This is a genomic window from Pelagibacterium luteolum, from assembly GCF_900100665.1.
GTDB lineage: Bacteria > Pseudomonadota > Alphaproteobacteria > Rhizobiales > Devosiaceae > Pelagibacterium > Pelagibacterium luteolum.
Genome location: NZ_FNCS01000004.1, coordinates 152,498 through 178,558 on the forward strand (window position 1 = coordinate 152,498; position 26,061 = coordinate 178,558).

At 61.9% G+C, this 26,061-nt stretch carries 26 protein-coding genes and 1 riboswitch; of the genes, 11 read left to right on the plus strand and 15 right to left on the minus strand.

Annotated features, from left to right (window positions below):
• Positions 1–163: 163 nt before the first annotated feature.
• From BLR31_RS09470 to BLR31_RS09490, 5 genes are all read right to left on the minus strand, one after another.
• Positions 164–1,219 (minus strand): Gfo/Idh/MocA family protein, encoded by a 1,056-nt coding sequence (locus BLR31_RS09470; RefSeq protein ID WP_090595265.1) that lies wholly within the window; start codon positions 1,217–1,219, stop codon positions 164–166.
• Positions 1,216–2,055, minus strand: coding sequence for a carbohydrate ABC transporter permease (locus BLR31_RS09475; protein ID WP_090595267.1), 840 nt, complete (start codon positions 2,053–2,055; stop codon positions 1,216–1,218). Before BLR31_RS09475 ends, BLR31_RS09470 begins: the two co-directional genes overlap by 4 nt.
• Positions 2,055–2,990, minus strand: coding sequence for a carbohydrate ABC transporter permease (locus BLR31_RS09480; protein WP_090595270.1), 936 nt, complete (start codon positions 2,988–2,990; stop codon positions 2,055–2,057). The genes BLR31_RS09475 and BLR31_RS09480 overlap by 1 nt, the downstream gene beginning before the upstream one ends.
• A gap of 387 nt (positions 2,991–3,377) precedes the next feature.
• Complete coding sequence (locus BLR31_RS09485; RefSeq protein WP_090595273.1) at positions 3,378–4,640, minus strand: ABC transporter substrate-binding protein; 1,263 nt, start codon at positions 4,638–4,640, stop codon at positions 3,378–3,380.
• A gap of 70 nt (positions 4,641–4,710) precedes the next feature.
• The gene (locus BLR31_RS09490; protein ID WP_090595666.1) at positions 4,711–5,613 is read right to left on the minus strand and encodes an N-acetylmuramic acid 6-phosphate etherase; all 903 of its coding nucleotides are present in this window, start codon (positions 5,611–5,613) and stop codon (positions 4,711–4,713) included.
• Positions 5,614–5,896: 283 nt separating this feature from the next.
• Here BLR31_RS09490 and BLR31_RS09495 point away from each other — a divergent pair, with 283 nt between their 5' ends.
• The 3 genes from BLR31_RS09495 to nagA are packed head-to-tail and all read left to right on the plus strand — an operon-like array spanning position 5,897 to position 8,866.
• Entirely contained in the window at positions 5,897–6,658 is a 762-nt protein-coding gene (locus BLR31_RS09495) for a GntR family transcriptional regulator (RefSeq protein ID WP_090595276.1), read from the plus strand.
• A 34-nt stretch (positions 6,659–6,692) separates the two neighbouring features.
• Positions 6,693–7,718, plus strand: coding sequence for an SIS domain-containing protein (locus BLR31_RS09500; RefSeq protein ID WP_090595279.1), 1,026 nt, complete (start codon positions 6,693–6,695; stop codon positions 7,716–7,718).
• Positions 7,715–8,866, plus strand: a complete 1,152-nt coding sequence (nagA, locus tag BLR31_RS09505) for an N-acetylglucosamine-6-phosphate deacetylase (protein WP_090595281.1) — start codon at positions 7,715–7,717, stop codon at positions 8,864–8,866. The genes BLR31_RS09500 and nagA overlap by 4 nt, the downstream gene beginning before the upstream one ends.
• An 88-nt stretch (positions 8,867–8,954) precedes the next feature.
• Here the strand turns inward: nagA and BLR31_RS09510 are convergent, their stop codons facing one another.
• Positions 8,955–9,395 carry an RrF2 family transcriptional regulator gene (locus BLR31_RS09510; protein WP_090595668.1) on the minus strand — a complete coding sequence of 147 codons (441 nt, stop codon included), beginning with the start codon at positions 9,393–9,395 and terminating at the stop codon, positions 8,955–8,957.
• Between the two features lie 139 nt (positions 9,396–9,534).
• On the opposite strand from BLR31_RS09510, the gene BLR31_RS09515 reads away from it, so the two are divergent.
• Positions 9,535–9,903: a VOC family protein gene (locus tag BLR31_RS09515; RefSeq protein WP_090595670.1), complete on the plus strand. Its 369-nt coding sequence runs from the start codon at positions 9,535–9,537 to the stop codon at positions 9,901–9,903.
• Positions 9,904–10,044: 141 nt separating this feature from the next.
• Here BLR31_RS09515 and BLR31_RS09520 read toward each other — a convergent pair whose 3' ends face one another.
• Positions 10,045–10,992, minus strand: coding sequence for an aldo/keto reductase (locus BLR31_RS09520; RefSeq protein WP_090595284.1), 948 nt, complete (start codon positions 10,990–10,992; stop codon positions 10,045–10,047).
• Between the two features lie 586 nt (positions 10,993–11,578).
• On the opposite strand from BLR31_RS09520, the gene BLR31_RS09525 reads away from it, so the two are divergent.
• The 5 genes from BLR31_RS09525 (at position 11,579) to BLR31_RS09545 (ending at position 17,777) form a co-directional block, all read left to right on the plus strand.
• Entirely contained in the window at positions 11,579–13,156 is a 1,578-nt protein-coding gene (locus tag BLR31_RS09525; protein ID WP_090595287.1) for an ABC transporter substrate-binding protein, read from the plus strand.
• 205 nt (positions 13,157–13,361) lie between these two features.
• A complete protein-coding gene (locus tag BLR31_RS09530) occupies positions 13,362–14,345 on the plus strand; it encodes an ABC transporter permease (protein WP_090595289.1) in 984 nt (327 codons plus the stop codon).
• A 2-nt stretch (positions 14,346–14,347) separates the two neighbouring features.
• A complete protein-coding gene (locus tag BLR31_RS09535; protein ID WP_090595292.1) occupies positions 14,348–15,286 on the plus strand; it encodes an ABC transporter permease in 939 nt (312 codons plus the stop codon).
• Positions 15,286–16,977, plus strand: a complete 1,692-nt coding sequence (locus BLR31_RS09540) for an ABC transporter ATP-binding protein (protein ID WP_176762595.1) — start codon at positions 15,286–15,288, stop codon at positions 16,975–16,977. Before BLR31_RS09535 ends, BLR31_RS09540 begins: the two co-directional genes overlap by 1 nt.
• 74 nt (positions 16,978–17,051) lie before the next feature.
• Positions 17,052–17,777 carry an SIMPL domain-containing protein gene (locus tag BLR31_RS09545; protein WP_176762596.1) on the plus strand — a complete coding sequence of 242 codons (726 nt, stop codon included), beginning with the start codon at positions 17,052–17,054 and terminating at the stop codon, positions 17,775–17,777.
• A gap of 233 nt (positions 17,778–18,010) precedes the next feature.
• On the opposite strand, the gene BLR31_RS09550 is transcribed toward BLR31_RS09545, so the two are convergent.
• Genes BLR31_RS09550 through BLR31_RS09560 form a run of 3 tightly spaced genes read right to left on the minus strand, consistent with a single transcriptional unit; the run spans position 18,011 to position 20,047 of the window.
• Positions 18,011–18,406 carry a Fur family transcriptional regulator gene (locus BLR31_RS09550; RefSeq protein ID WP_090595297.1) on the minus strand — a complete coding sequence of 132 codons (396 nt, stop codon included), beginning with the start codon at positions 18,404–18,406 and terminating at the stop codon, positions 18,011–18,013.
• Positions 18,403–19,206 (minus strand): iron chelate uptake ABC transporter family permease subunit, encoded by an 804-nt coding sequence (locus BLR31_RS09555; RefSeq protein ID WP_090595673.1) that lies wholly within the window; start codon positions 19,204–19,206, stop codon positions 18,403–18,405. Before BLR31_RS09555 ends, BLR31_RS09550 begins: the two co-directional genes overlap by 4 nt.
• Entirely contained in the window at positions 19,199–20,047 is an 849-nt protein-coding gene (locus BLR31_RS09560; protein ID WP_090595300.1) for an ATP-binding cassette domain-containing protein, read from the minus strand. Before BLR31_RS09560 ends, BLR31_RS09555 begins: the two co-directional genes overlap by 8 nt.
• A 96-nt stretch (positions 20,048–20,143) precedes the next feature.
• Between BLR31_RS09560 and znuA the strand changes: the two genes are divergently transcribed.
• The gene (gene znuA, locus BLR31_RS09565) at positions 20,144–21,256 is read left to right on the plus strand and encodes a zinc ABC transporter substrate-binding protein ZnuA (RefSeq protein ID WP_090595302.1); all 1,113 of its coding nucleotides are present in this window, start codon (positions 20,144–20,146) and stop codon (positions 21,254–21,256) included.
• Positions 21,257–21,350: 94 nt separating this feature from the next.
• Here znuA and BLR31_RS09570 read toward each other — a convergent pair whose 3' ends face one another.
• The 4 genes from BLR31_RS09570 to BLR31_RS09585 all read right to left on the minus strand — a co-directional run bounded on the left by BLR31_RS09570 (position 21,351) and on the right by BLR31_RS09585 (position 23,346).
• A complete protein-coding gene (locus BLR31_RS09570; RefSeq protein WP_090595305.1) occupies positions 21,351–21,719 on the minus strand; it encodes a DMT family protein in 369 nt (122 codons plus the stop codon).
• Between the two features lie 96 nt (positions 21,720–21,815).
• On the minus strand, positions 21,816–22,076 hold the full coding sequence (locus tag BLR31_RS09575) for a BrnA antitoxin family protein (protein ID WP_090595309.1): 261 nt from the start codon (positions 22,074–22,076) through the stop codon (positions 21,816–21,818).
• Between the two features lie 81 nt (positions 22,077–22,157).
• Positions 22,158–22,334 carry a BrnT family toxin gene (locus BLR31_RS22020; protein WP_244505010.1) on the minus strand — a complete coding sequence of 59 codons (177 nt, stop codon included), beginning with the start codon at positions 22,332–22,334 and terminating at the stop codon, positions 22,158–22,160.
• A gap of 34 nt (positions 22,335–22,368) precedes the next feature.
• Complete coding sequence (locus BLR31_RS09585) at positions 22,369–23,346, minus strand: aldo/keto reductase (protein WP_090595312.1); 978 nt, start codon at positions 23,344–23,346, stop codon at positions 22,369–22,371.
• Positions 23,347–23,435: 89 nt separating this feature from the next.
• Positions 23,436–23,661: riboswitch (cobalamin riboswitch) on the plus strand.
• A gap of 55 nt (positions 23,662–23,716) precedes the next feature.
• Here BLR31_RS09585 and cobW point away from each other — a divergent pair.
• Complete coding sequence (gene cobW, locus BLR31_RS09590) at positions 23,717–24,772, plus strand: cobalamin biosynthesis protein CobW (protein WP_090595314.1); 1,056 nt, start codon at positions 23,717–23,719, stop codon at positions 24,770–24,772.
• Between the two features lie 6 nt (positions 24,773–24,778).
• On the opposite strand, the gene BLR31_RS09595 is transcribed toward cobW, so the two are convergent.
• A complete protein-coding gene (locus BLR31_RS09595; protein WP_143009361.1) occupies positions 24,779–25,957 on the minus strand; it encodes an acyltransferase family protein in 1,179 nt (392 codons plus the stop codon).
• Positions 25,958–26,061 lie beyond the last annotated feature (104 nt).

Genomic DNA, 26,061 nt, shown 5'->3' on the forward strand with positions numbered 1-26,061 from the left:
ATACTGGGTCCCGGGTCTTCGCCCGGGATGATGGTTTGAGATGGCGGCAGCGAAGTGAGGACCTGGTCCGGGATGGCGGCGGAGGCAGCAGAGGGTCCTAGTGACCCCGCACTTGCGGATGCCACGCATGGGATGGTGGTGGGTGGGAGCGCAATGGGCATCATCAGAGATCCACCGGCTTGCCAGTGCGGATGGATTGGTCGGCGGCGAGGCAGATGCGGAGGGATTGGATGGCGTCGGACATGTGGCGGGTGAGGTCGATGTCCTCGGTGATGGCGCTATAGACATAGGCCTGCTCTCTGGCGCAAAGGGCGTCGTGGCCGGGTTCGCCCTCCATGGAGAGCATTTCGTCTTCGTGGATGAACTGGCCCGAACCGTCGAGATCGGCGCGGTGGATGCGGATGCGGTCGGTCTTGGTGTGGGTTTCGTGATCGGAGGATTTGGCGCCTTCGTCCATGACGATCGAGACCGAGCCCTTTGGGGTCATGATGTCTTTAACGAAAAACGCGGTTTCCGAAATCATCGGACCCCAGGCGGCCTCGTACCAGCCGACCGATCCGTCATCGAAGGTGACCTGAAGGTGGCCGTAATTATACATGTCGGGCGCGATTTCATCGGACAGCCGGACGCCCATGCCGCGCACCTGGACGGGCTCGGCGTCGGTGATCTGGCACATGACGTCGACATAATGGACGCCGCAATCAACGATTGGGCTCGTGGTCTCCATCAGCGTCTTGTGGGTCTGCCAGAAACGGCCGGCGGACTGCTGATTGAGATTCATGCGAAAGACATAAGGCCCACCAAGCGCACGGGCTTCGGCGATGAGGCGCACCCATGAGGGGTGGTGGCGCAGGATGTAGCCGACGACGAGTTTCTTCCCCAAACGCGTGGCGGTTTCAACGACACGCTCGGCATCGGCGACAGTGGTGGCGAGGGGTTTTTCGATAAAGACATGCGCGCCCGCTTCCATGGCGGCGATGGCGTAATCGGCATGGCTGTCGGAATAGGTGTTGATCGAGGCGAGGTCGGGCGTGGTTGCGGCAAGGGCCTCGGAATAGTCCGTCCAGTGCGGATAGGCTTCAAGGCCCGCCGGCACGCTGTCTGACGAGCGGGTGACGAGGCCGACGATCTCGTAGCCGGGGTGGTTGTGATAGGCCATGGCGTGGGCGCGGCCCATGTTTCCAAGGCCGGCGACGAGGACGCGGATGGGGGTGCTCATTTGACGGCTCCCGATGTAATGCCGCGGATCAATTGCCGCGAGAAGATGAGATAGAGAACCAGAACCGGGATGATGGCGAGGGTGAGCGCTGCCAGAACCGCGTTCCAGTTGGTGACGAACTGGCCGATGAACACCTGGGCGCCGAGCGTGACGGTTTTGGTGGATTCGGCGGGGGCGAGGATCAGGGGGAACCAGAGGTCGTTCCAGATCGGGATCATCGTGAAGACCGCAACCGTCGCCATGGCGGGGCGGACCAGCGGCAGGACCAGGGTGAAAAAGATCTTGTATTCCGACAACCCGTCGATGCGGCCGGCGTTTTTGAGATCGTCGGAAACGGTGCGCATGAACTCCGAAAGGATGAAGATGGCCAGCGGCAGGCCCTGGGCGGTGTAGACGAGGATCAGCGCCGTGTGGGTGTTGACCAGGCCCGTGGCGACCATCATCTGCAAGATCGCCACGGTGCCCAGCCGAATGGGAATCATGATGCCCAGGGCGAGATAAAGGCCCATCAGCGGATTGAACTTGAAGCGGTATTCCGAGAGCGCAAAGGCGGCCATGGCGCCAAAGAGGAGGACGCAGAACAGCGAGGCGATGGTGACGATCAGCGAGTTCTGAAAGTAGAGCAGGAAATTGCCCTGGCTGGTGACGGTCTCGAACCCGACAAGCGAAAAGCTTTCAGGGTTGGGGAGGGCCAGGGGATCATTGAAGATGTCGCGGCGAGCCTTGAAGGCATTGACGACGATGACGAACACCGGAAACAGCGCCAGGAGCGTATAGGCAATAAGGATCGCGTGCGAGGCGATGGTGCGGGTAAGGGACGACCGGGCGGTGCTCATCAGAACTGATACCTCCGCATGCGCGTCTGTATGCCAAAAAGATAGATCGAGACGCCGACAAGGATGATGAGGAACATCATGGTGGCGATGGCCGAGCCCATGTTCGGGTCACCCTGTTGCAGTTGGAAGCCAAAGAAGGTGCGATAGAGCAACGTGCCCAAGATGTCGGTGGAGCCGTTCGGTCCTGCCTGCGCGCCCTGGGAAACGTAGATGAGATCGAAAGCGTTGAAATTGCCCACGAAGGTCAGGATCGAAATGATGCCGATGGTGGGCAGGATCAGCGGTAGCTGAATCTTGAAGAACTGCTTGTAGCCGGTCAGCCCATCGATCTCGGCGGCTTCGATGATCTCGTCGGGGATCGAAAGGAGGGCGGCGTAGATCAGCATCATGGGGATGCCGACGAACTGCCAGACTGAAACGAGCGCCAAAGTGGTGAGCGCTGCGCCTTCCTGGCCGAGCCATGGGGAGAACAGCGAGCGCATGCCGATGGCGTCGAGCATGTTGGGCGCGATGCCCCAGAGCGGAGAGAGGATCAGCTTCCAGACAAAGCCCACGATCACGAAGGAGAGGATTGTGGGGATGAAGATGGCGGTGCGGTAAAAGCCGCGCAGGCGGAGATTGGGGTTCGACAGGATGGCGGCGAGGAGGATGCCGATCGGATTCTGCACCAGCATGTGGATGATGAAGAACCATGTGTTGTTCCAGAGCGCGTTCCAGAAGTTCGCCGACCAGCGCGGGTCGCCGAACAGCGTCTGGAAATTGCGCAAGCCCACAAAGCCGCGCTGGCCGTCGATCGGGCCAAACAGCGATTGAAAGAGGGTCGAAAACAGCGGGATGATCATGATGGCGGTGTAAACGATCACCGCGGGTGCGAGGAACACGGCGATGTGCCAGCGTCGGGCGGGTTTTTGCGCGGGCGTGGCGGTGGCCGTCATGGGTTGGATCTTTCGCGTTCGGGCGCCTGTGGTCTAACCGCGAGCTTGGCGCATACTGGGTCCCGGCTCAAGGCCGGGATGACGGTTGGGGCGTGGGTGACGATGTGGCCATCTTTGGCTCGGTAGTCCCGCACCCCGGCCCTCTCCCCTGACGGGAGAGGGGAAGCGAGGCTTGGGTTGCTTGGAGCCTCTGAGGTTCACGCAAGCTAAGAGTAGGGCGCGAGGACAGTGCCGATAGCGAGCTTGGCGCATACTGGGTCCCGGCTCAGGGCCGGGATGACGGTTGTGGAGGGGCGAGGCGGTGCCTCTCCCACTCCCTGTCACGCCGGGCGAAGACCCGGGGTCCAGTATGCTCCCGGCCGGTGTCGATCCGGCCCCTGCTTGCCCTTACTCGTACATGCCCGGTGTGTACCAGCTGTCGAGTCCGGCCTGGATGGCGGCGGCAGCGTCTTCTGGGGTTTCGGCACCCGAGAGGACGTTGGAGGCGTGCAGCCAGTTGTCGTTTTCCAGGTTCGGCGTACCGCGCGACAGGATCTGGTAGGTCGGGCGGATGGTGGACTCGCAATCCTGACGCCAGGAGACGAACTCATTGGCGAGCTCGTTTTCGATGGTGACGGGCTCGTTCGAGAGGGCAAAGAACCCCGGCAGGGCGTTGGAATAGAGCGAGGCGAATTCGCTCGATGCCACCCAGGACAGGAAGGTGCGGGCCGCTTCGGCGTTGGGGCTGGCAGCGTTCAGCCCGATGCCGATGTCGTTGTGGTCCGAAATGTAGCAGGTGTCGCCTTCGGCCGGGACCGGGGGCGGGAAGGCGCCGAGCGCGAAATCGGCCTGCTCTTCAAACAGAGCGATTTCCCACGAACCGGCGGGGAAGATGGCGGCGCGGCCAAGCGTAAAGAGGTTCTGGCTGTCGGGATAGGTCTGAGCCTGATAGCCCTCGCCGGCATATTCGCCCCAGCGGCCGAGGACACGGAGGGGTTCGACCCATTCCTCGTCGGTGAATTTGGCATCGCCTGAAATCAGCGCCAGACGACCCTCTTCGCCGGCCCAATAGGCCGGGCCGATATTGTGGTAGCCCATGGAGGCCGATTCCCACTGGTCCACCGAACCGATGGCGAGCGGGATATAGGTGCCGTCTTCCTGGATGGCGTCGAGGACGGCGAAGAATTCTTCTTCCGTCGTGGGTTCTTCAAGGCCGAGTTCGGCAAAGGCATCGGCGTTATAGATAAAGCCGTGGATCACCGATGCCATGGGGACGCAGAAGGTCTGCGAGCCATCATCGGTCGACCATGCGGATTTGGCGACGTCGGAGAACCCGTCCATGCCCTGGAGATCGGTGAGATCGGCGAGATAGCCGTCCTGGAACAGGGCGAGCGAGGCATCGAACGGACGGCAGGTGATGATGTCGCCGGCCGAACCCGCATCGAGCTTGGCGTTGAGCGCGGCATTGTATTCGGTGGGTGCTGTGGGGGCGAAATTGACGGTGATGCCCGGATGGGCGGCCTCGAAGGCCGGGATCAGGGTATCCTGCCAGATGGTCAGATCGTCATTGCGCCAGCTTTCGATCGTCAGCTCCTGGGCCAGCGATGGCGCTGCCGTAAGGGCGATGACGAAACCGGCACTGGTGCACAGCAGTTTCGATTTGGAGATCATGATGTTTCCTCTGCTTTGTTGAACCCTCCGGCTTGCAAGTCGGCGGGCCTTCCCTCTTGTCGTCATGCGTTCAGCGCTGGCTTAGCACCGCCAGCGCCTTGCGCACGACACCGTCCGATTGCGCAAGCAGGGCTTGCGCGTCGGACAGATTTTTTGCACCCGCTGCGATCAGGATGGCGGGTTTGACTATGTTGTTGGCCATGGACATCGCCTGCGCCGCCGCCTCGGGGGTGACCCCGGCAATGCGCGCGACGATGCCGGTGGCGCGCAAGATGAGCTTGGCGTTGTCGGCGGTGACATTGACCATGAGATTGTCGTGCACATGCCCGAGACGCACCCCGATAAGGGTCGAGAGCATGTTGAGCGTCGCTTTTTGCGCCGTGCCCGCCGCCATGCGGGTTGAGCCCGAAATGACCTCGGCGCCGGTAGCGAGCAGAATGGCTGTATCGGCGTCTTCGAGCAAAGGTGTGTGCGCATTGCCGGCAATGCCGACGGTCTTTGCGCCAAGCGCCTTGGCGCGGCGGAGGCCGGCGACCGTGTAGCGCGTGGTGCCGCTGGCCGAAAGGCAGATCACGCAGTCATTTGGGCCGGCATCGACTGTTTCGATATCGGCGGCTCCGGCGTCGGCATCGTCTTCCGGGCCGCCTAGCAATTCATGGGTCATCGCCATGCCGCCGGCCATGAGGATCACGATGCGGTCGCGCGCCACGCCATAGGTCTGGGGGATTTCCAGCGCATCGGACAGCGCGATGAGGCCGGGGCTGCCGGCGGCGAGATAGATGAGGCGACCGCCTGAGCGCAGCGCGTCAATCGCGAGGTCGGCGGCTTTGGCGATCTGGTGAATGGCGGGGGTGACAGCATCGAGGCCAGCCTTTTGGCTATCGAGCAGGGTGGACAGGATCGTTGCGTCGTCCCAGGCATCGAGACCCGAAAAACGCGGATCGGTCATCTCCGTCGCGGCCATGGCATTCATGACCGCACCGTTGCGTGAGAAGACCTGATGTGCATGCTGCCCCTGCGTGGCATGCCAACCCTCCTGTTCAACTCGATAATGCCAAAAAAATACCACTTGTCCAGTGGTGTGTTAAGAATTTCTGGGGGCCGTATCTGCATAGAGACCGGAAAGGCTGCGATGCCTGGCGTATCGCAAGTTTTTACGAAATTTCCGCTCTGGCCGCTTGGCCAATGGTCTATTATTGGTATTATGCGCCGAACAAGGGCGTCCCGGCAGCACAGCGGGGCGGGGGAGCGGTCCGATGCGCTTGACCATCGAGGACATATTCCGGCAAACGGCCGGCGTCAAAACCGGCGGGCCGCTGTATCTGCGGCTGCGCCGTGCCATTGAGGACGCCGTGACCACGGGCCTCGTCATTCCCGGCGACGCGCTGCCATCCGAACGCGATATCGCGGCGACTGCAGACGTCTCGCGGGTGACCGTGCGCAAGGCAGTGCAGCATCTGGTGGCCGACGGCATTCTGGTGCAGCGGCACGGCTCCGGCACCTTTGTTGCGCCGCAGGTGCAAAAGGTCGAGCAATCGCTTTCGAGCCTGACATCCTTTACCGAGGACATGGCGCGGCGTGGCATGAATTTGACCTCCGAATGGCTTGATCGCGGGCTTTATGATCCCTCGCCCGAAGAAACCGTAATTCTCGGGCTCGGCTCGGGAGAAAAGGTCGCGCGGATTGCGCGGCTGCGCATTGCGGACGGCAACCCATTGGCCATCGAACGTGCCTCGCTGGCCGCATCGGTGCTGCCTGATCCCGACGCGATCGGGACGTCGCTTTATGCCAAGCTCGATGAAACCGGCCATCGCCCGGTGCGGGCCATCCAGCGCATTGCCGCGGTCAATCTGGGCAAGGCGGACGCCGAATTGCTCGACGTCGCGGCAGGGGTGGCGAGTTTGAAGATCGAGCGCACATCCTATCTCGCATCGGGGCGGATCGTCGAATTCACCCGTTCGATCTATCGCGGCGATGCCTATGACTTCGTGGCTGAGCTGCGCCTTCCGGCGAAATAGCAGTTTTGCCTCTCATTTTATTTCAGGAGACACCATGACCCAGACCCATATGAAGCGCGAAATCGCCGAAATCCCGCAGGTGGTGGAGCGACTTCTGGGCGAAGGCCGCGGGGCCATCGTCGAGGCGGCCAAGGCGCTGCGCGCGGCTGATCCCGACGTCATGATCACCATAGCGCGCGGATCGTCCGACCACGCGGCGACCTATTTCAAATATGCCTGCGAGCTGACGACCGGCGTGCCTGTCGCCTCGGTCGGTCCCTCGATCGCGTCGATCTATGGCGTCGATCTGAAACTGGGGCGGGCCGGCGCGATCGGCATTTCGCAATCGGGCAAGAGCCCCGATATCGTGGCGATGCTCGAAAGCGCGCGACGCTCTGGCGCGACGACGATCGCGATCACCAACACCGCGACATCACCACTGGCCGAGGCGGCCGATCATGTGGTCGACATCTGCGCGGGGACCGAGCAGTCCGTGGCGGCAACCAAGACCTTCGTGACCTCGGCGGTGGCCGAACTGGCGCTTCTGGCCGAATGGAGCGGCGATGAGCGGCTGGGTCGGGTGCTCGATGGTTTGCCCGAGGCGCTGGCCAACGCGCTCGACTGCGACTGGTCGGCGCTTGTCGAGGCGACGGCGGGGGTCAATTCGCTTTACGTTTTGGGACGCGGGCCGGGCGCGGCGATCGCCAGCGAGGCAGCGCTGAAGTTCAAGGAAACATCGGGGCTTCATGCCGAAGCCTATTCCACGGCCGAAGTGCTGCACGGCCCAGCGGCCATCGTTCAGCACGGGTTTCCCGTTCTGGCCCTGTGCGTGGCCGACAAGGCGCGGGAGTCGATTTTGGAAACCTGCAGCCGGCTTGCCGGGCAGGGCGGGCAGGTGTTCGTGACCGATCCGCAGCCGGGTGCGGGAACACCATTGCCGGTGGCACGGACGGGTCATCCGCTGACCGATCCGATCGCGCTGGTTGTGTCATTCTACGGCTTTATCGAAGCGCTCTCGCGGCGGCGCGGGTTCAACCCCGACGAACCCCCGCATCTGCGTAAGGTGACGTCGACGCTATGAGCCGGATTTCAGTCTCCGCACCGAGGATTTTCGACGGGCTGCGCTGGCATGAAGGGCGCGCGCTGCTGATCGAGAACGGTCGCATCGCGGCGCTACTGCCGCCCGAAGATTTGCCGTCGGGGATCGCCCATACCCATATCGACGATGGCATGATCGTGCCGGGGTTCGTCGATCTTCAGGTCAATGGCGCGGGCGGGGTGCTGTTTAATGAAGACCGGACGGTGGCGGGGCTGGAACAGCTCTGCGCAGCCAATTTTCAGTTCGGGACGACGGCGCTGCTGCCAACGCTTGTGACCGACACGCGGGGTGTGACGCGTGAGGCGCTAGATGCCGGTGTTTCCGCGCAGGCTCAGGGCGTCAAAGGGCTCGCCGGGCTTCATATCGAGGGGCCGCATCTGTCGGTGGCGCGCAAGGGTGCGCACAATCCTGACTTCATCCGACCGATGGCGGAAGACGATCTCGAAGCGCTGATTGCGGCGCGGCGGGGGCTCGATACGCTTCTGACGACCGTCGCGGTTGAATCGGTCGGGCCCGACCAGATCGCGCGGCTGGTGCAGGCGGGGATCACGGTGTCGCTCGGGCACACCGACACGGCGGCCGCCGGGGCTGTGATGGCGTTCGGCGCCGGAGCGACGATGGTGACGCATCTCTTCAACGCCATGAGCCAGTTGGGCAATCGGGAGCCCGGGCTGGTCGGCGCGGCGCTGGCCACTGGGGTCTGGGCCGGGCTGATCGCCGACGGCATCCATGTCGATGCGACGACCATCGGGGTGGCTTTGCGCGCCAAAAAAGGGCCGGGGCGGATTTTTCTCGTCTCTGATGCCATGTCGCCCATGGGCACCGACATGACGGGTTTTCAGCTGAACGGGCGCGAAATCGTGCGCGCCAATGGTGCGCTGCGGCTGGCCGACGGGACGCTGGCCGGAGCGGACCTCACAATGATCGCCGCGGTCCGCTACATGCACCGCACCATCGGGCTCCCGCTCGACGAGGTACTCAAGATGGCAGGGCTCTATCCCGCGCAGGCGGTGCGCCGCGCCGATACGCTCGGGCATCTGCAACCGGGCGCTGATGCGTCGCTTGTGCATCTGAGCGATGGGCTGGACGTCGAAGGCGTGTGGGTGGACGGCGAGAAGATGGTGGGGTGAAACGCGGGGGCTTTGCAGCAAATATGGCGGTCTGACGGACTTCGATCACCAGAAACCACTGTATCTTATGGGATACAGTTCAGTAAGCCTACCCCGCCTTATCCAGCAGCGTATCGATTTCGCCTACGGCGTCGGCGAGGGTCGTGCGGTCGAGGACGGCGCGGGTGGCGTCGGTGACTTTGGCGAAGACGTGGCGGATTTCGCAGTCGGCTTCGCTCTTGCAATCGACGCAGCGGCGGTAGGCGATTTTCGAGAGGCACGGGAGCGGAGCGATGGGGCCGTCGATGGTGCGCAGGACTTCGCCAAAACTGATGTCGGCGGGCGACTTGAGCAGCAGATAGCCGCCGGACTTGCCGCGCTTGGACATGACGACGCCGCTGCGCTTGAGTTCGAGCAGGATCTGCTCGAGGAATTTTTTCGGAATGTCCTGGCTGGTCGCGATCTCAGAAATCATAAGGCTTTCGCCGTGCCCCGCCCGCGTTAGCGCGACAAGAGCACGCAACGCGTAACGGGCCTTTTGCGAAATCATCGACATCGAAACGATTGTGCTCTTTGCGCGGGGAAATGTGGTCGATCTGTCATAATCGCCAAGAGCGCGGGGTGCAACCGTCAAACATCTTGACGTGATTGGGGAAAGAGCGGTCAATGCTGTAATGGAGGGCGGACTTATGGCCAAGGCGACCGGTATTGGCGGCGTGTTTTTTCGCGCGGGCGACACGAGCGCACTCGCGAAATGGTATGAAACACATCTTGGCGTGACCGAGTACTGGCAGCAGGAAGCCGGGTTCACCGTCTTTGCGCCGTTCAAGCGCGAGAGCGACTATTTCCCCGCTGAAAAACAGTGGATGATCAATTTCCGCGTCAACGATCTCGACGCACTGATCGCCTCGCTGGTCATCGCCGGTATCGCGGTGGAAACCCGCGAGGAATGGGACAGCCCGGAGACGGGGCGGTTCGCGCGCATCTACGATCCCGAGGGTAATGCCATCGAACTGTGGGAGCCGGTGGCGCCGCCGCCGCTGGAGCGGTCGGTCTAGGCTTGGTGCGGGGCGTTATGGCGTGGGATCAGCAGCGGTATTTGGCGCTATTCTGCCACGAACGTCTTCATTGCGGTTAGCTGCGTAACGGATCCCGGGGTCAAGCCCCGAGGATGACGGTTGGGGGACGGTCTTTGCCGATCAGCGACCGGCGGCCGTCAGGCGATTGAGCTGATCGCCGGTAAGGCTCAGGCGTGCGCCGCGGGCGAGGCTTTCGACCTGAGCGACCGAGGTGGCCGAGGCGATGGGGGCGGTGACGCCGGGTTGAGCGGCGAGCCAGGCGAGCGCGATCTCGGCATGGGCCGCGCCGGTCTCTCTAGCGACTTCATCCATGGTGGCGAGGATTTTGAGGCCCTTGGCATCGAGAAATTTCGCCATGCCCGGGCCGCGTGCCGATTTGGAGAAGTCCGCTTCCGAGCGATATTTGCCCGTGAGAAAGCCCGCGGCCAAACCCCAATAGACGATGACGCCGATCTCCTCGTCGGTCACCAGCTCCTGCACGGCGCCCTCGAATTTGTCGCGCGCGTAGAGGTTGTATTCGTTTTGCAGCACTTCGTAGCGCGGCAGGCCGTGTTCGGCCGAGGCCTGAAGCGCGGAGCGCAGGAGGTCGGTATCGTAGTTCGAGCAGCCGATATGGCCGACTTTGCCGCTGGAAATGAGATTCTCGAAGGCGCGAAGGGTTTCTTCATGCGTCACGCTGGGGTCGGGCCAGTGTGCGAAATAGAGATCGATGTGATCGGTGCCGAGGCGGCGCAGCGAATCTTCGGCAGATCTTTCGATATAGGACGCCGAAAGGTCTTTCGGGCCACCGTCAAAGCGCGTGCCGACCTTGGTGGCGAGCGTAACGGCGTCGCGGTTGCCGCGCGCCTTGAGCCAGGCGCCGATGATGGTTTCGGATTCTCCACCCGAATTGCCCGCAACCCAGAGGGAATAGGAATCGGCGGTGTCGATCATCGAGAACCCGTTGGCGATGAAGGCATCGAGAACGGCAAAGCTTTGATCCTGATCGAGGGTCCAGCCAAAAACGTTGCCGCCCAGAACGAGGGGTTCGATCTCGATATTGGTGCGGCCGAGGGGGCGGAGAGTCATGGCAAGCCTTTCGGATGATGTGGACACCGCGAGGAGCGGAGCGGGGCGTGTAACCAGCCTATGGACGGGCGCGCGCTGACACAACCCATGCTTTACGCGCCGTAAACGCTGGCGATTCTTAAGCCTGCCAAAGGCGATATGCAGCACGTTCCGCACTGCGCAGAGGCTGCGCACAAAAAAAATTTTGCCAAAAATTTTGGCACATCGTACCGTGGCGTACGCCGCTCTTGCCCGGAAATCAGGGGCTTTTTGACCGGATGGTCAAGAAAGGGCAGTAAGGTTGACGTAAACGACCCCCACTTCCCCATTGCGCGATCACAGAAAAGACGCTTTGTTGCGGCCTCGGCGCGCAGCGGGAACCCGTTGCTGGCCCCAAGTCGCAGGGAGGGATCATCATGCAAAACAATCCCTGCACAAAGATCAACAGAGAGCGCCTTGCCGTCTGACCGTGCCGCTTCGACATACGCGACCCCAGAGTCGATATATCGTTTCGCCGGTGACTGGCGGAGCGCTATCTGAGTGATGGATTTCGCCACCGGTGGTCAATGGCCACCGGTGGCGGACAACTCAAGGGGAACTATCAAACATGCGTATTTCGCTTAAAGCTATCGTGGCCGGCCTCATGGCCACCTCCATGATCGCTGGTGCTGCCAATGCGGAGACACTGCGCTGGGCCCGTCAATCGGACGCCCTGACGCTCGACCCGCACTCCCAGAACCAGGGTGTGACACACACTTTCAACCACCACATTTATGAAACGCTCCTCGACCGCGACGTCGAAGGCACGCTTCAGCCGCGCCTGGCGACCGATTGGTACGTCAAGGAAGGCGACGACACCGTCTGGGTCTTCGAGCTGCGCGAAGGCGTGACGTTCCATGGTGGTGAAGAGTTCACGGCCGACGACGTCGTGTTCTCGATCGAGCGCGCCAAGAGCGCGAACTCCAATATGCGTCAGCTTCACGCCGACGTGGAAAGCGCGACGGCTGTCGACGACTACACAGTCGAAATCCAGATGGCCGGCCCCTCGCCGCTCTATCCCAACAACGTGACCAACACCTTCATCATGGATCGCGGCTGGTCGGAAGAAAACGACCTGATCGAAGTCCAGGATTTTGCTGCTGGTGAAGAAAACTTCGCCGTGCGCAACACCAACGGCACCGGTCCTTACATTCTGACCGAGCGTGACCCGGACGTGCGTTCGGTTCTGACGGTCAACGAAGACTGGTGGGGCGAGGCTCCGCAGGTCACCGAAATCATCTACACCCCGATCGCCGACAACGCGACCCGCATCGCGGCGCTCCTGTCGGGCGAAGTCGATCTCGTCCAGGACGTTCCCGTCCAGGATATCGATCGTCTTGCCGGCACCCAGGGCATCAAGGTCGAAACCGGCCCGGAAAACCGGACCATCTATTTCGGCTATGCAATGGATGACGAGCCGCTGATCTCGTCCAACATCACCGACGAAAATCCCTTCGCGAACCCGCTGGTCCGTGAAGCCATGGATCTGGTCGTCGACCGTGACGCCATCCGTCAGGTCGTGATGCGTGGACAGTCGATCCCCACTTGCGTCAACATGCCTCCATTCGTTGACGGCTGGACCGAAGAGCTGAGCGCCTGCCCGGCGGTCGATGTCGAGCGCGCCAACGAACTGATGGCAGAAGCCGGTTACCCCGACGGGTTCTCGGTGACCCTCGACACGCCGAACGACCGCTACGTAAACGACGAAGCAATCTCGCAGGCCGTCGTCGGCATGCTCGGCCAGATCGGCATCGATGTGACCCTCGCATCGCGTCCCGTGGCTCAGCATTCGCCGCTGATCCTCGAAAACCAGACCGACTTCTATCTCCTCGGCTGGGGCGTTCCGACCTTTGACTCGGCCTATATCTTCAACGATCTGGTTCACACCAAGACCGATGAATACGGCACCTACAATATCGGTCTCTATTCGAACCCTGAAGTCGACGCGATGATCGAGGAACTCGGTGTCATGACCGACCTCGAAGCGCGTGCCGGCGTCGTGGCCGATATCTGGGAGCAGGTTCAGGAAGACCGCGTGTTCCTCACCATCCACGTCCAGGAACTGGCCTACGCGATGAGCGACGACCTGACGCTCGCCGTGCATCCTGAAAATCAGCCGAACATGACGAGCGTCGTCATCGAGTAGTCTGATCGCAATCGATTGGCGCCGCGCCATGGCTCTGATAGGGACCATGGCGCGGCGTTTTGTTTGATCCGCCGCCGTCCGCTGGCCATGAGCCATTCGATTTGTAGCGGCCCGGTTTTCCTGTACAGTCCATAATGCCGGAACGGGATGCACCGGGCACCCGCACACCCCGGCTTTGCGCAAAGCCTCAACGGAGACCACCTCGATGTTGGCCTTCATTTTAACGCGTCTCGGGCAATCCGTCCTCGTGATGCTCGCCGTATCGCTTATCTCTTTCATCATGTTCCGCTATGTCGGCGACCCTGTGGCCTCTCTGGTGTCCCAGGAAGCCTCGATCGCCGATCAGGAGCAGTTGCGCGAACGGCTCGGTCTCAACGACCCGTTCTACGAGCAGTTCTTCAGGTTCGTCTGGAACGCCATTCAGGGCAATTTCGGCATCTCTTACAGGCTACAGACGCCTGTCGCCGAATTGATCATGTCGCGCCTGCCGGCCACCATCGAACTCGCCATGACCTCGGCGCTGATCGCTCTGGTTTTCGGCATCGTCCTGGGCGTCTTTACCGCGCTCAACCGCAAGAACCCCTTTGCTGCCGGCATCATGGCCTTCTCGCTGATCGGGGTGTCGCTGCCGACCTTCCTGATCGGTATCGGGCTGATCTACGTCTTTGCCGTCGAGCTGCAATGGTTGCCCAGTTTCGGGCGTGGTGCGGTGGTCGATCTGGGGTGGTGGCGAACGGGCTTTCTGACCGAAACCGGCCTGCGCTCGATCATCTTGCCGGCCATTACGCTCTCGCTGTTCCAGTTGACGCTGATCATGCGGTTGGTGCGTGCCGAAATGCTCGAAGTGCTGCGGCAGGACTATATCAAGTTCGCCCGGGCGCGCGGCCTCTCCAAGCGGGCCATCAATTTCTCGCATGCGCTGAAAAACACACTGGTTCCGGTGATCACCATCGCCGGCCTGCAGCTGGGCTCGATCATCACCGGAGCATTGATCACCGAGACGGTGTTCCAGTGGCCCGGTATCGGCTCGCTGTTCCTCTCATCAGTGGCCGTCGTCGACGTGCCGGTGATGGCGGCGTATCTGATTTTCGTCGGCTTTGTCTTTGTGATCATCAATCTGATCGTGGACATTTTGTACTACGTCGTTGATCCGCGCCTGCGCATCGGCGGCACGGCCAAGGGGCACTGACCATGACCGACATCACACCTTCCGCCCCCAAGGGCCGCATCGGCAAGATCATCGATTCCGATGTGTTCTATTCCTATCGCACATCGCCAGTGGCGATCATCGCGTCGATCATTGCGACCATTTTGGTCCTGGGCGCGCTGTTTGCGCCCTGGATCGCGCCCTATGATCCGTTCAATCCGCGTACGCTCAATCTCATGAACGGGTTTACCCCGCCCATGAGCGAGAGCTTTACGGGCAATTTCTTCCTGTTCGGGTCCGACCACCAGGGCCGCGACGTGTTCTCTGCCATTCTTTACGGCAGCCGCGTCTCGCTGATGGTGGGACTTTCGGCGATCATGTTCGCCATGGTGCTCGGCGTCTCGCTGGGCCTGATCGCGGGCTATCGCGGCGGGCTGACCGACACCGTGATCATGCGCATCGCCGACGTGCAGCTCTCCTTCCCCTCGATTCTGATCGCGCTTTTGATCTTTGGTGTGGCGCGCGGCATCATTCCGCCGAGCCAGCAGGAGTCCATGGCGATCTTCGTTCTGATCTTTGCCATCGGCTTGTCGGACTGGGCGCAGTTTGCGCGCACCGTGCGCGGCACGACGATGGTGGAAAAGCAGAAGGACTATGTGTCGGCCGCCCGTATCCTAGGGGTCAAGCCGATCTTCATCCTGATCCGTCACATCCTGCCCAATGTCGTGGGTCCGGTGCTGGTTATTGCGACCATCGGTCTGGCCCTTGCGATCATCGCCGAAGCGACGCTGTCGTTCCTCGGTGTCGGCGTGCCGCCAACCCAGCCCTCGCTGGGCACGCTGATCCGCATCGGGCAGCAATTCCTGTTTTCGGGCGAATGGTGGATCCTGTTCTACCCAGCCGTGACGCTGATCCTGCTCGCCCTGTCGGTCAACCTGCTCGGTGACTGGCTCCGTGACGCACTGAACCCGAGGCTCCGCTGATGACCGAGACACTTAAGGCCGCACCGGTGAGCCAACCCGTTCTGTCCGTCAAAGACCTCAAAGTGGTCTTCCATCTGCGTCGCGGTGACTTCACCGCCGTCGATGGCATCTCGTTCGACATCATGCCCGGCGAAGTGCTGGGCGTGGTCGGGGAATCGGGGGCCGGTAAATCAATGACCGGCACCGCCATCATGGGCCTGATCGACCGCCCAGGCGAAGTGACCGCAACCTCCATCTCGCTCAAGGGCGAGCGGATCGACGGGCTGGACGAAGAATCCATGCGCAGGATCCGCGGCAAGCGGATCGGCATGGTGTTCCAGGACCCGCTGACCTCGCTCAACCCACTCTATACCGTGGGTGAGCAACTGATCGAAACGATCCGCCGGCACCTGCCGCTCAATGAAAAGCAGGCCCGCGAACGCGCTATCGAACTTCTGGCCGATGCGGGGATCCCCGATCCGGCCGGGCGCATCGATTCCTACCCGCACCAGTTCTCCGGCGGTATGCGTCAGCGCGTGGTTATTTCGCTGGCGCTGGCTGCAGAGCCTGAGCTGGTGATCGCCGACGAACCAACCTCTGCGCTCGACGTTTCGGTGCAGGCCCAGATCATCAAGGTTCTAAAGCGCCTCTGCGCCCAGCGCGGCGTCGCGGTGATGCTGATCACCCACGACATGGGCGTGATTGCCGAAGCTGCCGATCGCATGATCGTCATGAACAAGGGCAAGATCGTCGAGACCGGGCCAGTGGGCGATATCATCCACCGGCCGCAGGAGCCCTATACGATCAAGCTGATCGAGGCCATTCCCTCGATCAAGTCGCAGAACCCGCGCTATGTCGCGGCCGTTGCCAAGGGCGAAGTGGCCATTGGGGGCAAGACCGACGCGCCGATCGTCACCGTCGATAATCTCTCGAAAGTGTTCGATCTCTCGCCATCGCTGTTCGCCCGCGTATTGGGCGGCAAGAGCCGCAAGCTGGTCAACGCCGTCAATGATGTTTCGTTTTCGATCCAGCGGGGCCAGACCTATGGACTGGTCGGGGAATCGGGCTCGGGAAAATCGACCTGCGCGCGCATGATCGTCGGGCTTTTGGAGCCCACCTCGGGTTCGATCAAGCTCGAGGGCGCCGATATCTGGCGCGACAAGGAAGCGACGGCGAGGCGTCGCCAGAAGATCCAGATGATCTTCCAGGATCCCTATGCCAGCCTTAATCCGCGTTGGCGGGTCGGCGAGATCATCGCCGAACCGATCCGGGCTCTGGGCATTTCGAAAAACGCGACCGAGATCGGTGACCGCGTTGCCGATCTGCTCGAGCGCGTGCGGCTCGATCCCGCGGCGATGCGGAAATACCCGCATGAGTTCTCCGGTGGTCAGCGTCAGCGCATCGCCATTGCGCGCGCGCTGTCGAGCCAGCCGGAATTCATCATCTGTGACGAACCGACCTCGGCGCTCGATGTGTCGGTGCAGGCCCAGGTGCTCGAATTGATGAGCCGGTTGCAGGAAGAGTTCGGGCTGACCTATCTCTTGATCAGCCACAACCTGGCGGTGATCCGCCAGATGGCCGACGCGGTGGGCGTGCTCCACAATGGCGTCATGGTCGAAAACGGCGAAGTCGAGCAGATATTCTCGGACCCGCGTGCAGACTATACCCGCATGCTGCTGGACGCTGTGCCCGACATCGCCAAGGTGGCATAGACCGCCGCAAAGCCGCCAAATTTAAAGCGCCCCATCGGCCAAGCGCCGGGGGGCGCTTTTTATTGGGGATGTTCATGCAATCGCTATCGAGAATCGTGGCTGCCCTTCTGGTCGCTGTGGGCATTGCGCTGGCCGGCTGGCTGGCGGGGCAGGCGCTTGTGGAGTCGCGCCAGCCCATCCGGACGGTGACCGTCAAGGGCCTGTCCGAGCGCAACGTCACGGCCGATCTGGGCTATTGGCCGATCAAGTTCGTGGCGACGGGCGCAACGCTCGAAGAAGCGCGGGCCGAGCTCGAACGCTCCGATGGCGCGGTGCGCGAATTTCTGATCGGGCAGGGGTTCGAAGACGGCGCCATGCAGGTGCAGAACATTCTCGTCGAGGACCGTTTGGCCGGCTACAATGCGTCCAGCACACCCGACACGGCGCGCTTCGTTTTGACCGAGGAGTTCATTTTGACCTCCGGGGACGTCGACGCCATCGCCGAGGCGAGCCGGGATGTCGGCGATCTGCTGCGGGCGGGCGTGGTGTTTTCATCCGACAGCTACAATGCCGGGCCGAGCTACATCTTTACCGCGCTCAAAGATTTCAAATCCGAGATGTTGGCCGAAGCAACGCAAAGGGCGCGCGAATCCGCCGAGCAGTTCGCCGAGGAAGCCGGTGCGGATGTCGGGACGATCCAGACGGCCAATCAGGGCGTGTTCGAGATTTTGGCGGGCGTGGAAATTCCAGATCAGCGTCCCGAAAAGCAGATGGAAAAGAAGCTTCGAGTCGTAACGACGATCACGTATTTTCTGGAGTGAGGCAGCCGCTGGCTGGGTCCTCGGGTCAAGCCCGAGGATGACGGGTGGGGGAGGTTGGGCGCCGGTGCGAAAACACGATCGGCTGCGTTAATCTCCGGTGTCGACCCGGCCTTGAGCCGGGATCCAGTATGCTCGGTGGTTGATGTAATGCTCGGGGCAGCAATGGGCGCGGAGCATACTGGGCCTCGGATCTTCGCCCGGGGTGACAGATGGAGAGGACGCGACCTCGCGCCCTAAGCCGCACACGCGCGGCAGTTGCCGCGGATTTCCATGGTGGTGCGGTTCACAACGAAGCCTTCGCGGTCCGCCCACCCGGCGAGGCGGTCGCGGACGATTTCGTCGGAGAATTCTGAGACCTGTCCGCATTTTTCGCAGATGGCGAAGGCGATGAGGCCCGAGGCGTGGCAGTGGGGATGGGCGCACGCGACAAAGGCGTTGATCGATTCCAGCCGGTGGGCGAGGCCCATGTCCAACAGCTTGTCGAGGGCGCGATAGATCTGGAGCGGGGCGCGCAGGCCGTCGTCGCGCAATTGGTCGAGGATGGCGTAGGCGCTCATGGGCGTTTCGGCTTTTTCCAGCCGGTCGAGCACCAGGGATTGGTTGCGGGTGAGGTCGGTATGCGCGCTCATTGGGCAGCTCCCTTGGAGCGGATCGGCAGGATCGAGGTGATGGTGAAGACCCCCAGCGCCGCAACGACGATCGAGGGTCCCGAAGGGGTATCGAAATGGAGCGATGCCCACAAGCCCGCAAGCACCGCAGCGATGCCGCCGAGCGCTGCATAGATCGCCATCTGCTCGGGCGTGTTGGCGAGACGCCGGGCGGCGGTGGCAGGAATGATCAGCATGGCGGTTATGAGCAGCACGCCGAGGATTTTCATGGCGATGGCGATCAGCCCGGCAAGCAGAACCATGAAGATAAGCCGCGTGCGTTCGGGGTTGAGGCCCTCGGCCTGGGCAATCTCTTCGGAAACGGTGCCGGCCAGCATGGGGCGCCAGAGCCAGGCGAGAACGCCGAGAACGATCGCGCCGCCGCCATAGATGAAAGCGAGATCGGTGACCGAGACGGCAAGAATGTCGCCGAACAACAGCCCCATCAGATCGATCCGCACATTGGGCATGAGCGAGACGAGGACGAGGCCAAGCGCGAGGGCCGAATGGCTCAGAAGGCCGAGAAGGGAATCGGCCGAAAGCGTGCCGCGCTTTTGGAGGAATCCAAGGATAAGCGCGACGCAGACCGCGATCCCGAAAACGCCGGCCACCGGGTTGATCGAGAAAAACAGCGCCAGCGCCACGCCTAGAATGGCCGAATGGGCCATGGTGTCGCCGAAATAGGCCATGCGGCGCCAGACGATGAAACTGCCCAACGGGCCGGTGACGGCGGCTAGCCCGACCCCGGCGATGATGGCGCGGGTGAAAAAGCTCTCAAGCATGGCCGTGGCCTTTTGCTGCGGGACCATGGTCGTGGTCGCAATGGGGACCGTGGGCGTGATGGTCGAAATGGAGATGTCCCGACGCGTCCTTGACGGAGCCATCGGGGAGATGGGCGTGGTCGTGCTCGTGGCGATAAATCGCCAGCGTTTCGGCGGCGCGGGGGCCGAACAGCGCCGCGTATTCGCCGCTGGCCGCCACGATGTCGGGCGTGCCTTGGCAACAGACATGGCCGTTAAGGCAGATGACGGTATCGGTGCGGGCCATGACCACGTGAAGATCGTGGGAGATCAGCAGAACGCCGCATCCGGTTTCATCGCGGATGCGTCCGATGAGATCGTAGAGCGCCACTTCGCCGGAAAAATCGACACCCTGCACGGGCTCGTCGAGGACGAGAAGATCGGGCTTGCCGATGATGGCGCGGGCAATGAGCGCGCGCTGGAACTCGCCGCCGGAGAGCGAATGGACCTGGGCGGAGGACAGATGGCCGATGCCGGTTATGTCGAGGGCGCGCGCGATCTCGGGCTTGGAATGGCGACCCGTCAGCGTCATCAGGCGCGATACAGTCATGGGCAGCGAGCGATCCATCGCGATCTTTTGCGGCACATAGCCGACGCGCAGCTTTTTGGCGCGCCAGACACGGCCTTCATCGGGAGCAAGGATGCCGAGCGCCGTTTTGACGGTGGTGGATTTTCCCGACCCGTTTGGGCCGATCAGCGTCACGATCTCGCCGCGCCCGATGCTCATATCGACCCCGCGCACCAGCCAGCGTCCGTCGCGCTTGACCCCGATACCGGTGACCTTGACGATTTCGTCGCGCTTTTGCGGCACGAAGTTTTCCATAGTGAGACTCGATTGGCGGATTGACAGGCGCCGGAATGTTATAGCATTACATTGCCGTGTAATGTCATAACATAATCAGCCGGAGCGCCGACGACAATGCCCAAAACGGCCCTTACCCTCATTGCCCCCGCCGCAATCGCCCTTCTTGCAGCCAGCCCCGCTTTGGCGGCGCCCAATGTGGTGGCGACGATCAAGCCGCTGCACTCGTTGGTGGCCGGTGTCATGGAGGGCGTTGGCGAGCCGCAGCTTCTGATCCAGGGGGCCGCCAGCCCGCACGGTTTTTCGCTGCGCCCCTCCGATGCCGCAGCGCTGGAAAGCGCCGACCTCGTCTTCTGGATCGGCGAGGATCTTGAGACGTTCCTCTCGGGACCATTGGAGTCCCTTGCGTCCGGCGCGACGGCCATCGAAATGATGGACGTGCCCGGCATGACCATCCTCGATCTGCGCGAAGGCGGACTTTTTGAGGCGCATGGGCACGGCGACGAGGCGGGGCATGACGACCATGGCGATGACCATGACGATCATGCTCACGAAGACGAGCATGCGCACGACCATGACGATGATGCGGATCACGATCACGCGCATGATCATGCAGAGGATGAGCACGCTCACGATGATCATGAGCACGACGACCACGACCATGACCACGATCAAGCGCATGACGCGGTGGCGGCGGAGGGGCACGACCATGCGCATGGCGATGGCCATATCTGGCTCGATCCCCAGAACGCGCGCCTGATGGTCGCAGCGATCACCGATGCGCTGATCACTGCCGATCCCGACAATGGTGAAACCTACAACGCCAATGGCCAGGCGCTGACCGAGCGTCTCGATGCGCTGCAGGCGGAAATCGACGCGGCGCTCGAGCCGGTGCGCGGCAAGCCGTTCTTTGTCTTTCACGACGCCTATCACTATTTCGAGGCGCGCTTCGATATCGAGGCGACGGGGAGCTTTACCGTCAATCCCGAGATCGCACCGGGGGCAGGACGGTTGACCGAAATTCAGGGCGTGATTGCGGAGACGGACGCGGTTTGCGTTTTTGCCGAGCCGCAGTTTTCGCCACAGGTGATAGAGACAGTTTCGCAGGGCACCGACGCGCGGGTGGGCACCCTCGATCCGCTCGGCGCTGAGATCGAAGATGGCCCCGATCTCTATTTCACGCTGATCGAAAACCTCGCCGCCAGCCTCAACGAGTGTCTGGCGGAGTGATGTTACTCAGGGAGCCGCCTTTGGGCGGCTCCAAGTCTTTGTTTCGTCGCGCTTCAGAACCGGACAAGTGGTGCCCACTTATCCTGGAAGTGCTCTAGCGGATCGGGCCACGGAAGATGAAGAAGGCGCCCAGCGCGATGAGGGCGAAGCCCAGTACGTGGTTGATGGTGAATTTTTCGCCCAGATAGAAGATGGCGAAAAACGCAAAGACCGAGAGCGAAATGACTTCCTGGATGGTCTTGAGTTCGGCGGCGCTGTAGGTGCCATAGCCGATCCGGTTCGCGGGCACCGCAAGCCAGTACTCAAAGAACGCAATGCCCCAGGAAATGAACACAACGACCCAGAGCGTTGCGCCGGGAAATTTCAGATGCCCGTACCAGGCGAAGGTCATGAAGACGTTCGAGCCGATCAGCAACAGGATCGGGGCAACCAGCGTAAACAGCGACGGCGCGATGGCAGGCATTGAACAACTCGCGAAAATGGCCCGCCACGATTGGCGAGCCATCCAAATCCAAAGCGCGTGAACGCTAAAAAAATCAAGGCAAATTTTGGTGTGGGGTCAGCTTTTGGGCAGGGTGCTCGCATAGGCTTCGAGCACGGCGTTCATGCGTGTCTGATACCCCCTGCCGGTCGCCTTGAACCCGTCGAGCACGGATTTCTTGACGCGCAGGCTGATCGCCTGTGTTTCTTCGGGCATCAACGCTTCGGCTTTTGCCCAGAACGCCTCGTCGAGTTCGGCAATATCGCTGGTATCGATCGCGGCCTCATCGAGGCGGGAAAGCTCTTCAAGACTGAGTTCTTTGCTGTAGCGCTTGCTCATAGCGCAACCTTTCCGATTTTTTTGCGGGGCGGGCAGAGATGATTCTGACGCGCCCGTCCCGGTCGGTGTGCGTAACCACGATCACGGCGATCCGGGCCGCGGTGCCGATGGAATTGATGCGGACTTCGCATAGTCGAACCGGTCGTCAATTGCCGACAATACCGGGCCGTCGAAAATAAGCACCGCTGTGGCAAAGCCTACACCGTGCTTTTCGATGTTGGCGCGATCTTTTGCCGGGTCCCATTCGAACGCAATCATGTATATATTATTGTATATACAATGTCAATGGCGCTCAAATCTCGCCGCGAATGTGCGGGCGGACTTTTTCGGCGTAGTAGGTCGTAAGCGCTTCGTGGGTCTCGGGGGGCAGATTGGGCATGTCGCTGGCTTCGGCGTTGACGGCGATCTGGTCGGGGCGGGAGACCCCGGCGATGATGGTCGAGACCGCCTCGTGGTCGAGGATCCAGCGCAGGGCGAAAAGGCTCATGCGGGTGGATTCCGGTACATAGCCGCGCAGGCTGTCGGCCAGTTCGACTCCGGTTTCGAACGGGATGCCGCCAAAGGTTTCGCCCACCGAAAAGGCATCGCCATTGCGATTGTAATTGCGGTGGTCGGACGGGGAAAATTCGGTGTCGGCTGTGTATTTGCCCGAGAGGAGGCCTGAGGCGAGGGGCAGGCGGACAATGATGCCGACATCGGCGTTTTTGGCGCGGTCGAGCAGGGATTCGGCGGCGTCCTGACGGAAGATGTTGAAGATGATCTGCAGGGTCGAAAGACCGGGCTGGGCGAGACAGATTTCGGCTTCGGCGATAGTTTCGACGCTGGCGCCCCAATTGCGGATGAGGCCCTCGGACTGAAGTTCATCCATCCAGCCGAAAATCTGGCCGTCTTCGAGGACGTCGCGCGGTACACAATGGAGCTGGGCCAGATCGATGGTTTCGATGCACAGCCGGCGGGCGGAGTCTTCTAGGCTCTCGCGGATGCCGCCCTTCGTGTATTTGTCGGGATAGAGCGCCGAGGAGCGGCCCACCTTGGTGGCGACGACGACGTCTTCGGGCTTGCCGTAAAACGTGCCGATGCGGTGTTCGGAGAGGCCATTGCCATAGACGTCGGCGGTGTCCCAGAAATTGACGCCCAGGCGGGACGCGTTGGCGAGGATGGTCGAGGCGTCATGATCTTCGACCGGGCCGAAATCGCCGCCCAACTGCCATGTGCCCAGTCCGATTTCGGAAACCTGGAAACCCGTCTTGCCCAACCGCCGCAATCTCATGGTCGTTGTCTCTCCCGATGTCTCTTGTGGTCTTTTTAGATAGGCGAGCGCAGTCGTCGATGCAATTGACTCGAACTTGGGGCGCGTGCCACAGGTTAAACCGTGTTGGTTCCCCTTTCGTTGCAAGATACGGTTGGGGACGCAAAAGGGAACACGGTGCGGACGACCCGAAAAGGGGCCAATGCCGTGGCTGCCCCCGCAACTGTAAGCCGCGATGGAGCGTGCGCTATGCCACTGATCTGCTTGGGATCGGGAAGGTGAGCACGATCCGCCCGAGCGGTGAGCCAGGAGACCTGCCAGCGCGACGCATCAAGGGTTCGGCCCTCAACACCAATGTCGCGCGTCGGGTGGACGCGCACGGAGTTAAACTATGTCACACAGCAAGATCCCCACGACCGTCATCACGGGCTTTCTCGGCGCCGGCAAGACCACGCTGGTCCGGCACATCCTGGCCAACGCCAAGGGCAAGCGCATTGCGCTGATCATCAATGAGTTCGGCGATATCGGCGTCGACAAGGACGTGCTCGCCGGATGCGGCGACGAGACGTGCCGCGAAGAGGATATGATCGAACTGGCGAACGGGTGCATCTGCTGCACAGTGGCCGACGACTTTATCCCGACGATGAAGGCAATCCTCGCCCGTCCCGATCGTCCCGACCATATCGTGATCGAAACATCCGGCCTGGCCCTGCCGCAGCCGCTGATCCGGGCGTTCAACTGGCCCGAAATCAAGGCGGAAGTGACGATCGATGGCGTGGTGACTGTGGCTGACGCCGCGGCATTGGCCGAGGGGCGTTTTGCGTCGAACGAAGAGGAAGTGGACGCGCAGCGCCGGCTCGACGAAATGCTTGACCATGACACCCCACTCGGCGAATTGTTCGAGGACCAGATGGTCGCCGCCGACATGATCGTGCTCAACAAGACCGATCTCGTGGACGCTGCGGCGCTGGAGGCCGTCGAGGCCGAATTGCGCGAGCATATGCGTCAGGGCACAAAGATCGTGCGCGCAGCCAACGGGCATGTCGACACCATGGCGCTGCTCGGGCTCGGCATGAGCACCGAAGACAATCTCGAAGGCCGCGAGAGCCATCATGAGCTCGAGCATGATGGCGAAGGCCATGAGCACGACGATTTCGACTCGTTTTCGGTGACCCTGCCATCGGGGCCCGGACGCGATCAGTTGCTGGCTGCGATTTCCGAGACGATTGCCGCCCACGACGTTTTGCGCCTGAAAGGCTTTGCCGCCATACCGGGTGCCAAGGCAAGGCTTGCCATTCAGGCGGTGGGGCCGCGCGTCAATGCCTATTTCGACCGCGAGTGGAAAGAGGGCGAGGACCGGGTGACCCGGCTCGTCGTCATCGGCGAAAGCCCGCTGGCGCGCGACGAGATCGAAACGAGCCTCAAAAAGGTCGCGCAAGCGGCCTGAGGCCGATCAGGCCGGCTGGCGTACGGGCGTGGGGCGGTCACGTTTGCCCCGCAACCCGAACAGCACGCGCACGCCCGGAATGGGGCGGATTGCTTCGGTCAGCACGATGCACAGGACAAGTGTCGCAGCGATGAGCAGGCTGGCTTCGAGCCAGACCGGCAATTCGCGCGGCGCCAGCCAGAAGCCCAGCGAGACGATGATCGTCTGATGCAGCACGTAATAGGCAAAGACCCGTTGATTGAGAAAATCGAGCAACGCCGTGCGACGCGTGAGATAGCGCTGGGCCATGCCCAGCATGGCGAGAACGGCCAGCCACATATAGAGCGTCCGCACACCCATGATAGCGACGAACGCCGGCTCAACGGCGCGAACTGCCGGCCAGTTGAGGCGGGCGACAAAGAGGATCGCAGCCAACGTGGCGACGGTTATCAGGATCGGGCGCAGGTGGCGATCGAGCTGGCGCCAGAACATGTCGCTTTTGGCAATCAACCAGCCGATCAGAAGCATGGACAAGAGATTGGCGTGGTTTGCCCAGTCGTCGATCACCGCCATGGTAACGGGGAAGTGCGGGGCGAGAAACGCGGCAATGGCCAAAAACGGCAGCACGGGCACGAGCATCAAGCGCCAGCCGTAAGCGCCGTCACCGAGCCACTGCGCAGCGCGATCGACATGGGTCGCGAGGCGGGCCAGTACCGGGATCAGCAGCGCGACGAGCAGGGTGTAGATCAGGATATAGACCAGATACCAGAGGTGGTTGTAGGTCGGAGTGAGGATGGAAAACTCCATGCCGAAATCGAGATAGTCGGCATAGAAGGCCCAGAAATCCGGGCCGATTTCGCCTTTGGTGCGCAGTTCAAAATAGGCCTGCGGCGCGACCGTCACCACCATGCCGAAGAGGACGGGCAGGGCAAGGCGGGCGGTGCGCGACTTGAGGAACTCGCCCAGCGGGGCGCGGTCCATAGCGAAATGCAGGGCGATGCCCGAAATTATAAACAGCAGCGGCAGGCGCCAGGGATTGAGCAGGGCCATCAGCGGTTCGATGGCTGGGCTCATATGGGTGCTTTTGACGTGCCAACCCCACGTCACATAGAACATGCCGATGTGATAAAGGATCAACAGCCCGAAGGCGATGGCGCGCAGCCAGTCGAGATCGTGGCGGCGATGGGTCGAGGCGGAATGGGGCATGGTCTGGTCGCTTTTGGAAAAGGTCGGCTGAGCTTGGATCGTCGATTGGCGCGATGGCAATCGCCATGGGCTGAGCGGCGGCGCGCCGGGACGAACGGCGGCTG

Coding starts and splice junctions, on each gene's coding strand:
- BLR31_RS09470 (WP_090595265.1), bottom strand. CDS start 1,219: ATGAGCACCCCCATCCGCGTCCTCGTCGCCGGCCTTGGAAACATGGGC.
- BLR31_RS09475 (WP_090595267.1), bottom strand. CDS start 2,055: ATGAGCACCGCCCGGTCGTCCCTTACCCGCACCATCGCCTCGCACGCG.
- BLR31_RS09480 (WP_090595270.1), bottom strand. CDS start 2,990: ATGACGGCCACCGCCACGCCCGCGCAAAAACCCGCCCGACGCTGGCAC.
- BLR31_RS09485 (WP_090595273.1), bottom strand. CDS start 4,640: ATGATCTCCAAATCGAAACTGCTGTGCACCAGTGCCGGTTTCGTCATC.
- BLR31_RS09490 (WP_090595666.1), bottom strand. CDS start 5,613: ATGAATGCCATGGCCGCGACGGAGATGACCGATCCGCGTTTTTCGGGT.
- BLR31_RS09495 (WP_090595276.1), top strand. CDS start 5,897: ATGCGCTTGACCATCGAGGACATATTCCGGCAAACGGCCGGCGTCAAA.
- BLR31_RS09500 (WP_090595279.1), top strand. CDS start 6,693: ATGACCCAGACCCATATGAAGCGCGAAATCGCCGAAATCCCGCAGGTG.
- nagA (WP_090595281.1), top strand. CDS start 7,715: ATGAGCCGGATTTCAGTCTCCGCACCGAGGATTTTCGACGGGCTGCGC.
- BLR31_RS09510 (WP_090595668.1), bottom strand. CDS start 9,395: ATGATTTCGCAAAAGGCCCGTTACGCGTTGCGTGCTCTTGTCGCGCTA.
- BLR31_RS09515 (WP_090595670.1), top strand. CDS start 9,535: ATGGCCAAGGCGACCGGTATTGGCGGCGTGTTTTTTCGCGCGGGCGAC.
- BLR31_RS09520 (WP_090595284.1), bottom strand. CDS start 10,992: ATGACTCTCCGCCCCCTCGGCCGCACCAATATCGAGATCGAACCCCTC.
- BLR31_RS09525 (WP_090595287.1), top strand. CDS start 11,579: ATGCGTATTTCGCTTAAAGCTATCGTGGCCGGCCTCATGGCCACCTCC.
- BLR31_RS09530 (WP_090595289.1), top strand. CDS start 13,362: ATGTTGGCCTTCATTTTAACGCGTCTCGGGCAATCCGTCCTCGTGATG.
- BLR31_RS09535 (WP_090595292.1), top strand. CDS start 14,348: ATGACCGACATCACACCTTCCGCCCCCAAGGGCCGCATCGGCAAGATC.
- BLR31_RS09540 (WP_176762595.1), top strand. CDS start 15,286: ATGACCGAGACACTTAAGGCCGCACCGGTGAGCCAACCCGTTCTGTCC.
- BLR31_RS09545 (WP_176762596.1), top strand. CDS start 17,052: ATGCAATCGCTATCGAGAATCGTGGCTGCCCTTCTGGTCGCTGTGGGC.
- BLR31_RS09550 (WP_090595297.1), bottom strand. CDS start 18,406: ATGAGCGCGCATACCGACCTCACCCGCAACCAATCCCTGGTGCTCGAC.
- BLR31_RS09555 (WP_090595673.1), bottom strand. CDS start 19,206: ATGCTTGAGAGCTTTTTCACCCGCGCCATCATCGCCGGGGTCGGGCTA.
- BLR31_RS09560 (WP_090595300.1), bottom strand. CDS start 20,047: ATGGAAAACTTCGTGCCGCAAAAGCGCGACGAAATCGTCAAGGTCACC.
- znuA (WP_090595302.1), top strand. CDS start 20,144: ATGCCCAAAACGGCCCTTACCCTCATTGCCCCCGCCGCAATCGCCCTT.
- BLR31_RS09570 (WP_090595305.1), bottom strand. CDS start 21,719: ATGCCTGCCATCGCGCCGTCGCTGTTTACGCTGGTTGCCCCGATCCTG.
- BLR31_RS09575 (WP_090595309.1), bottom strand. CDS start 22,076: ATGAGCAAGCGCTACAGCAAAGAACTCAGTCTTGAAGAGCTTTCCCGC.
- BLR31_RS22020 (WP_244505010.1), bottom strand. CDS start 22,334: ATGATTGCGTTCGAATGGGACCCGGCAAAAGATCGCGCCAACATCGAA.
- BLR31_RS09585 (WP_090595312.1), bottom strand. CDS start 23,346: ATGAGATTGCGGCGGTTGGGCAAGACGGGTTTCCAGGTTTCCGAAATC.
- cobW (WP_090595314.1), top strand. CDS start 23,717: ATGTCACACAGCAAGATCCCCACGACCGTCATCACGGGCTTTCTCGGC.
- BLR31_RS09595 (WP_143009361.1), bottom strand. CDS start 25,957: ATGCCCCATTCCGCCTCGACCCATCGCCGCCACGATCTCGACTGGCTG.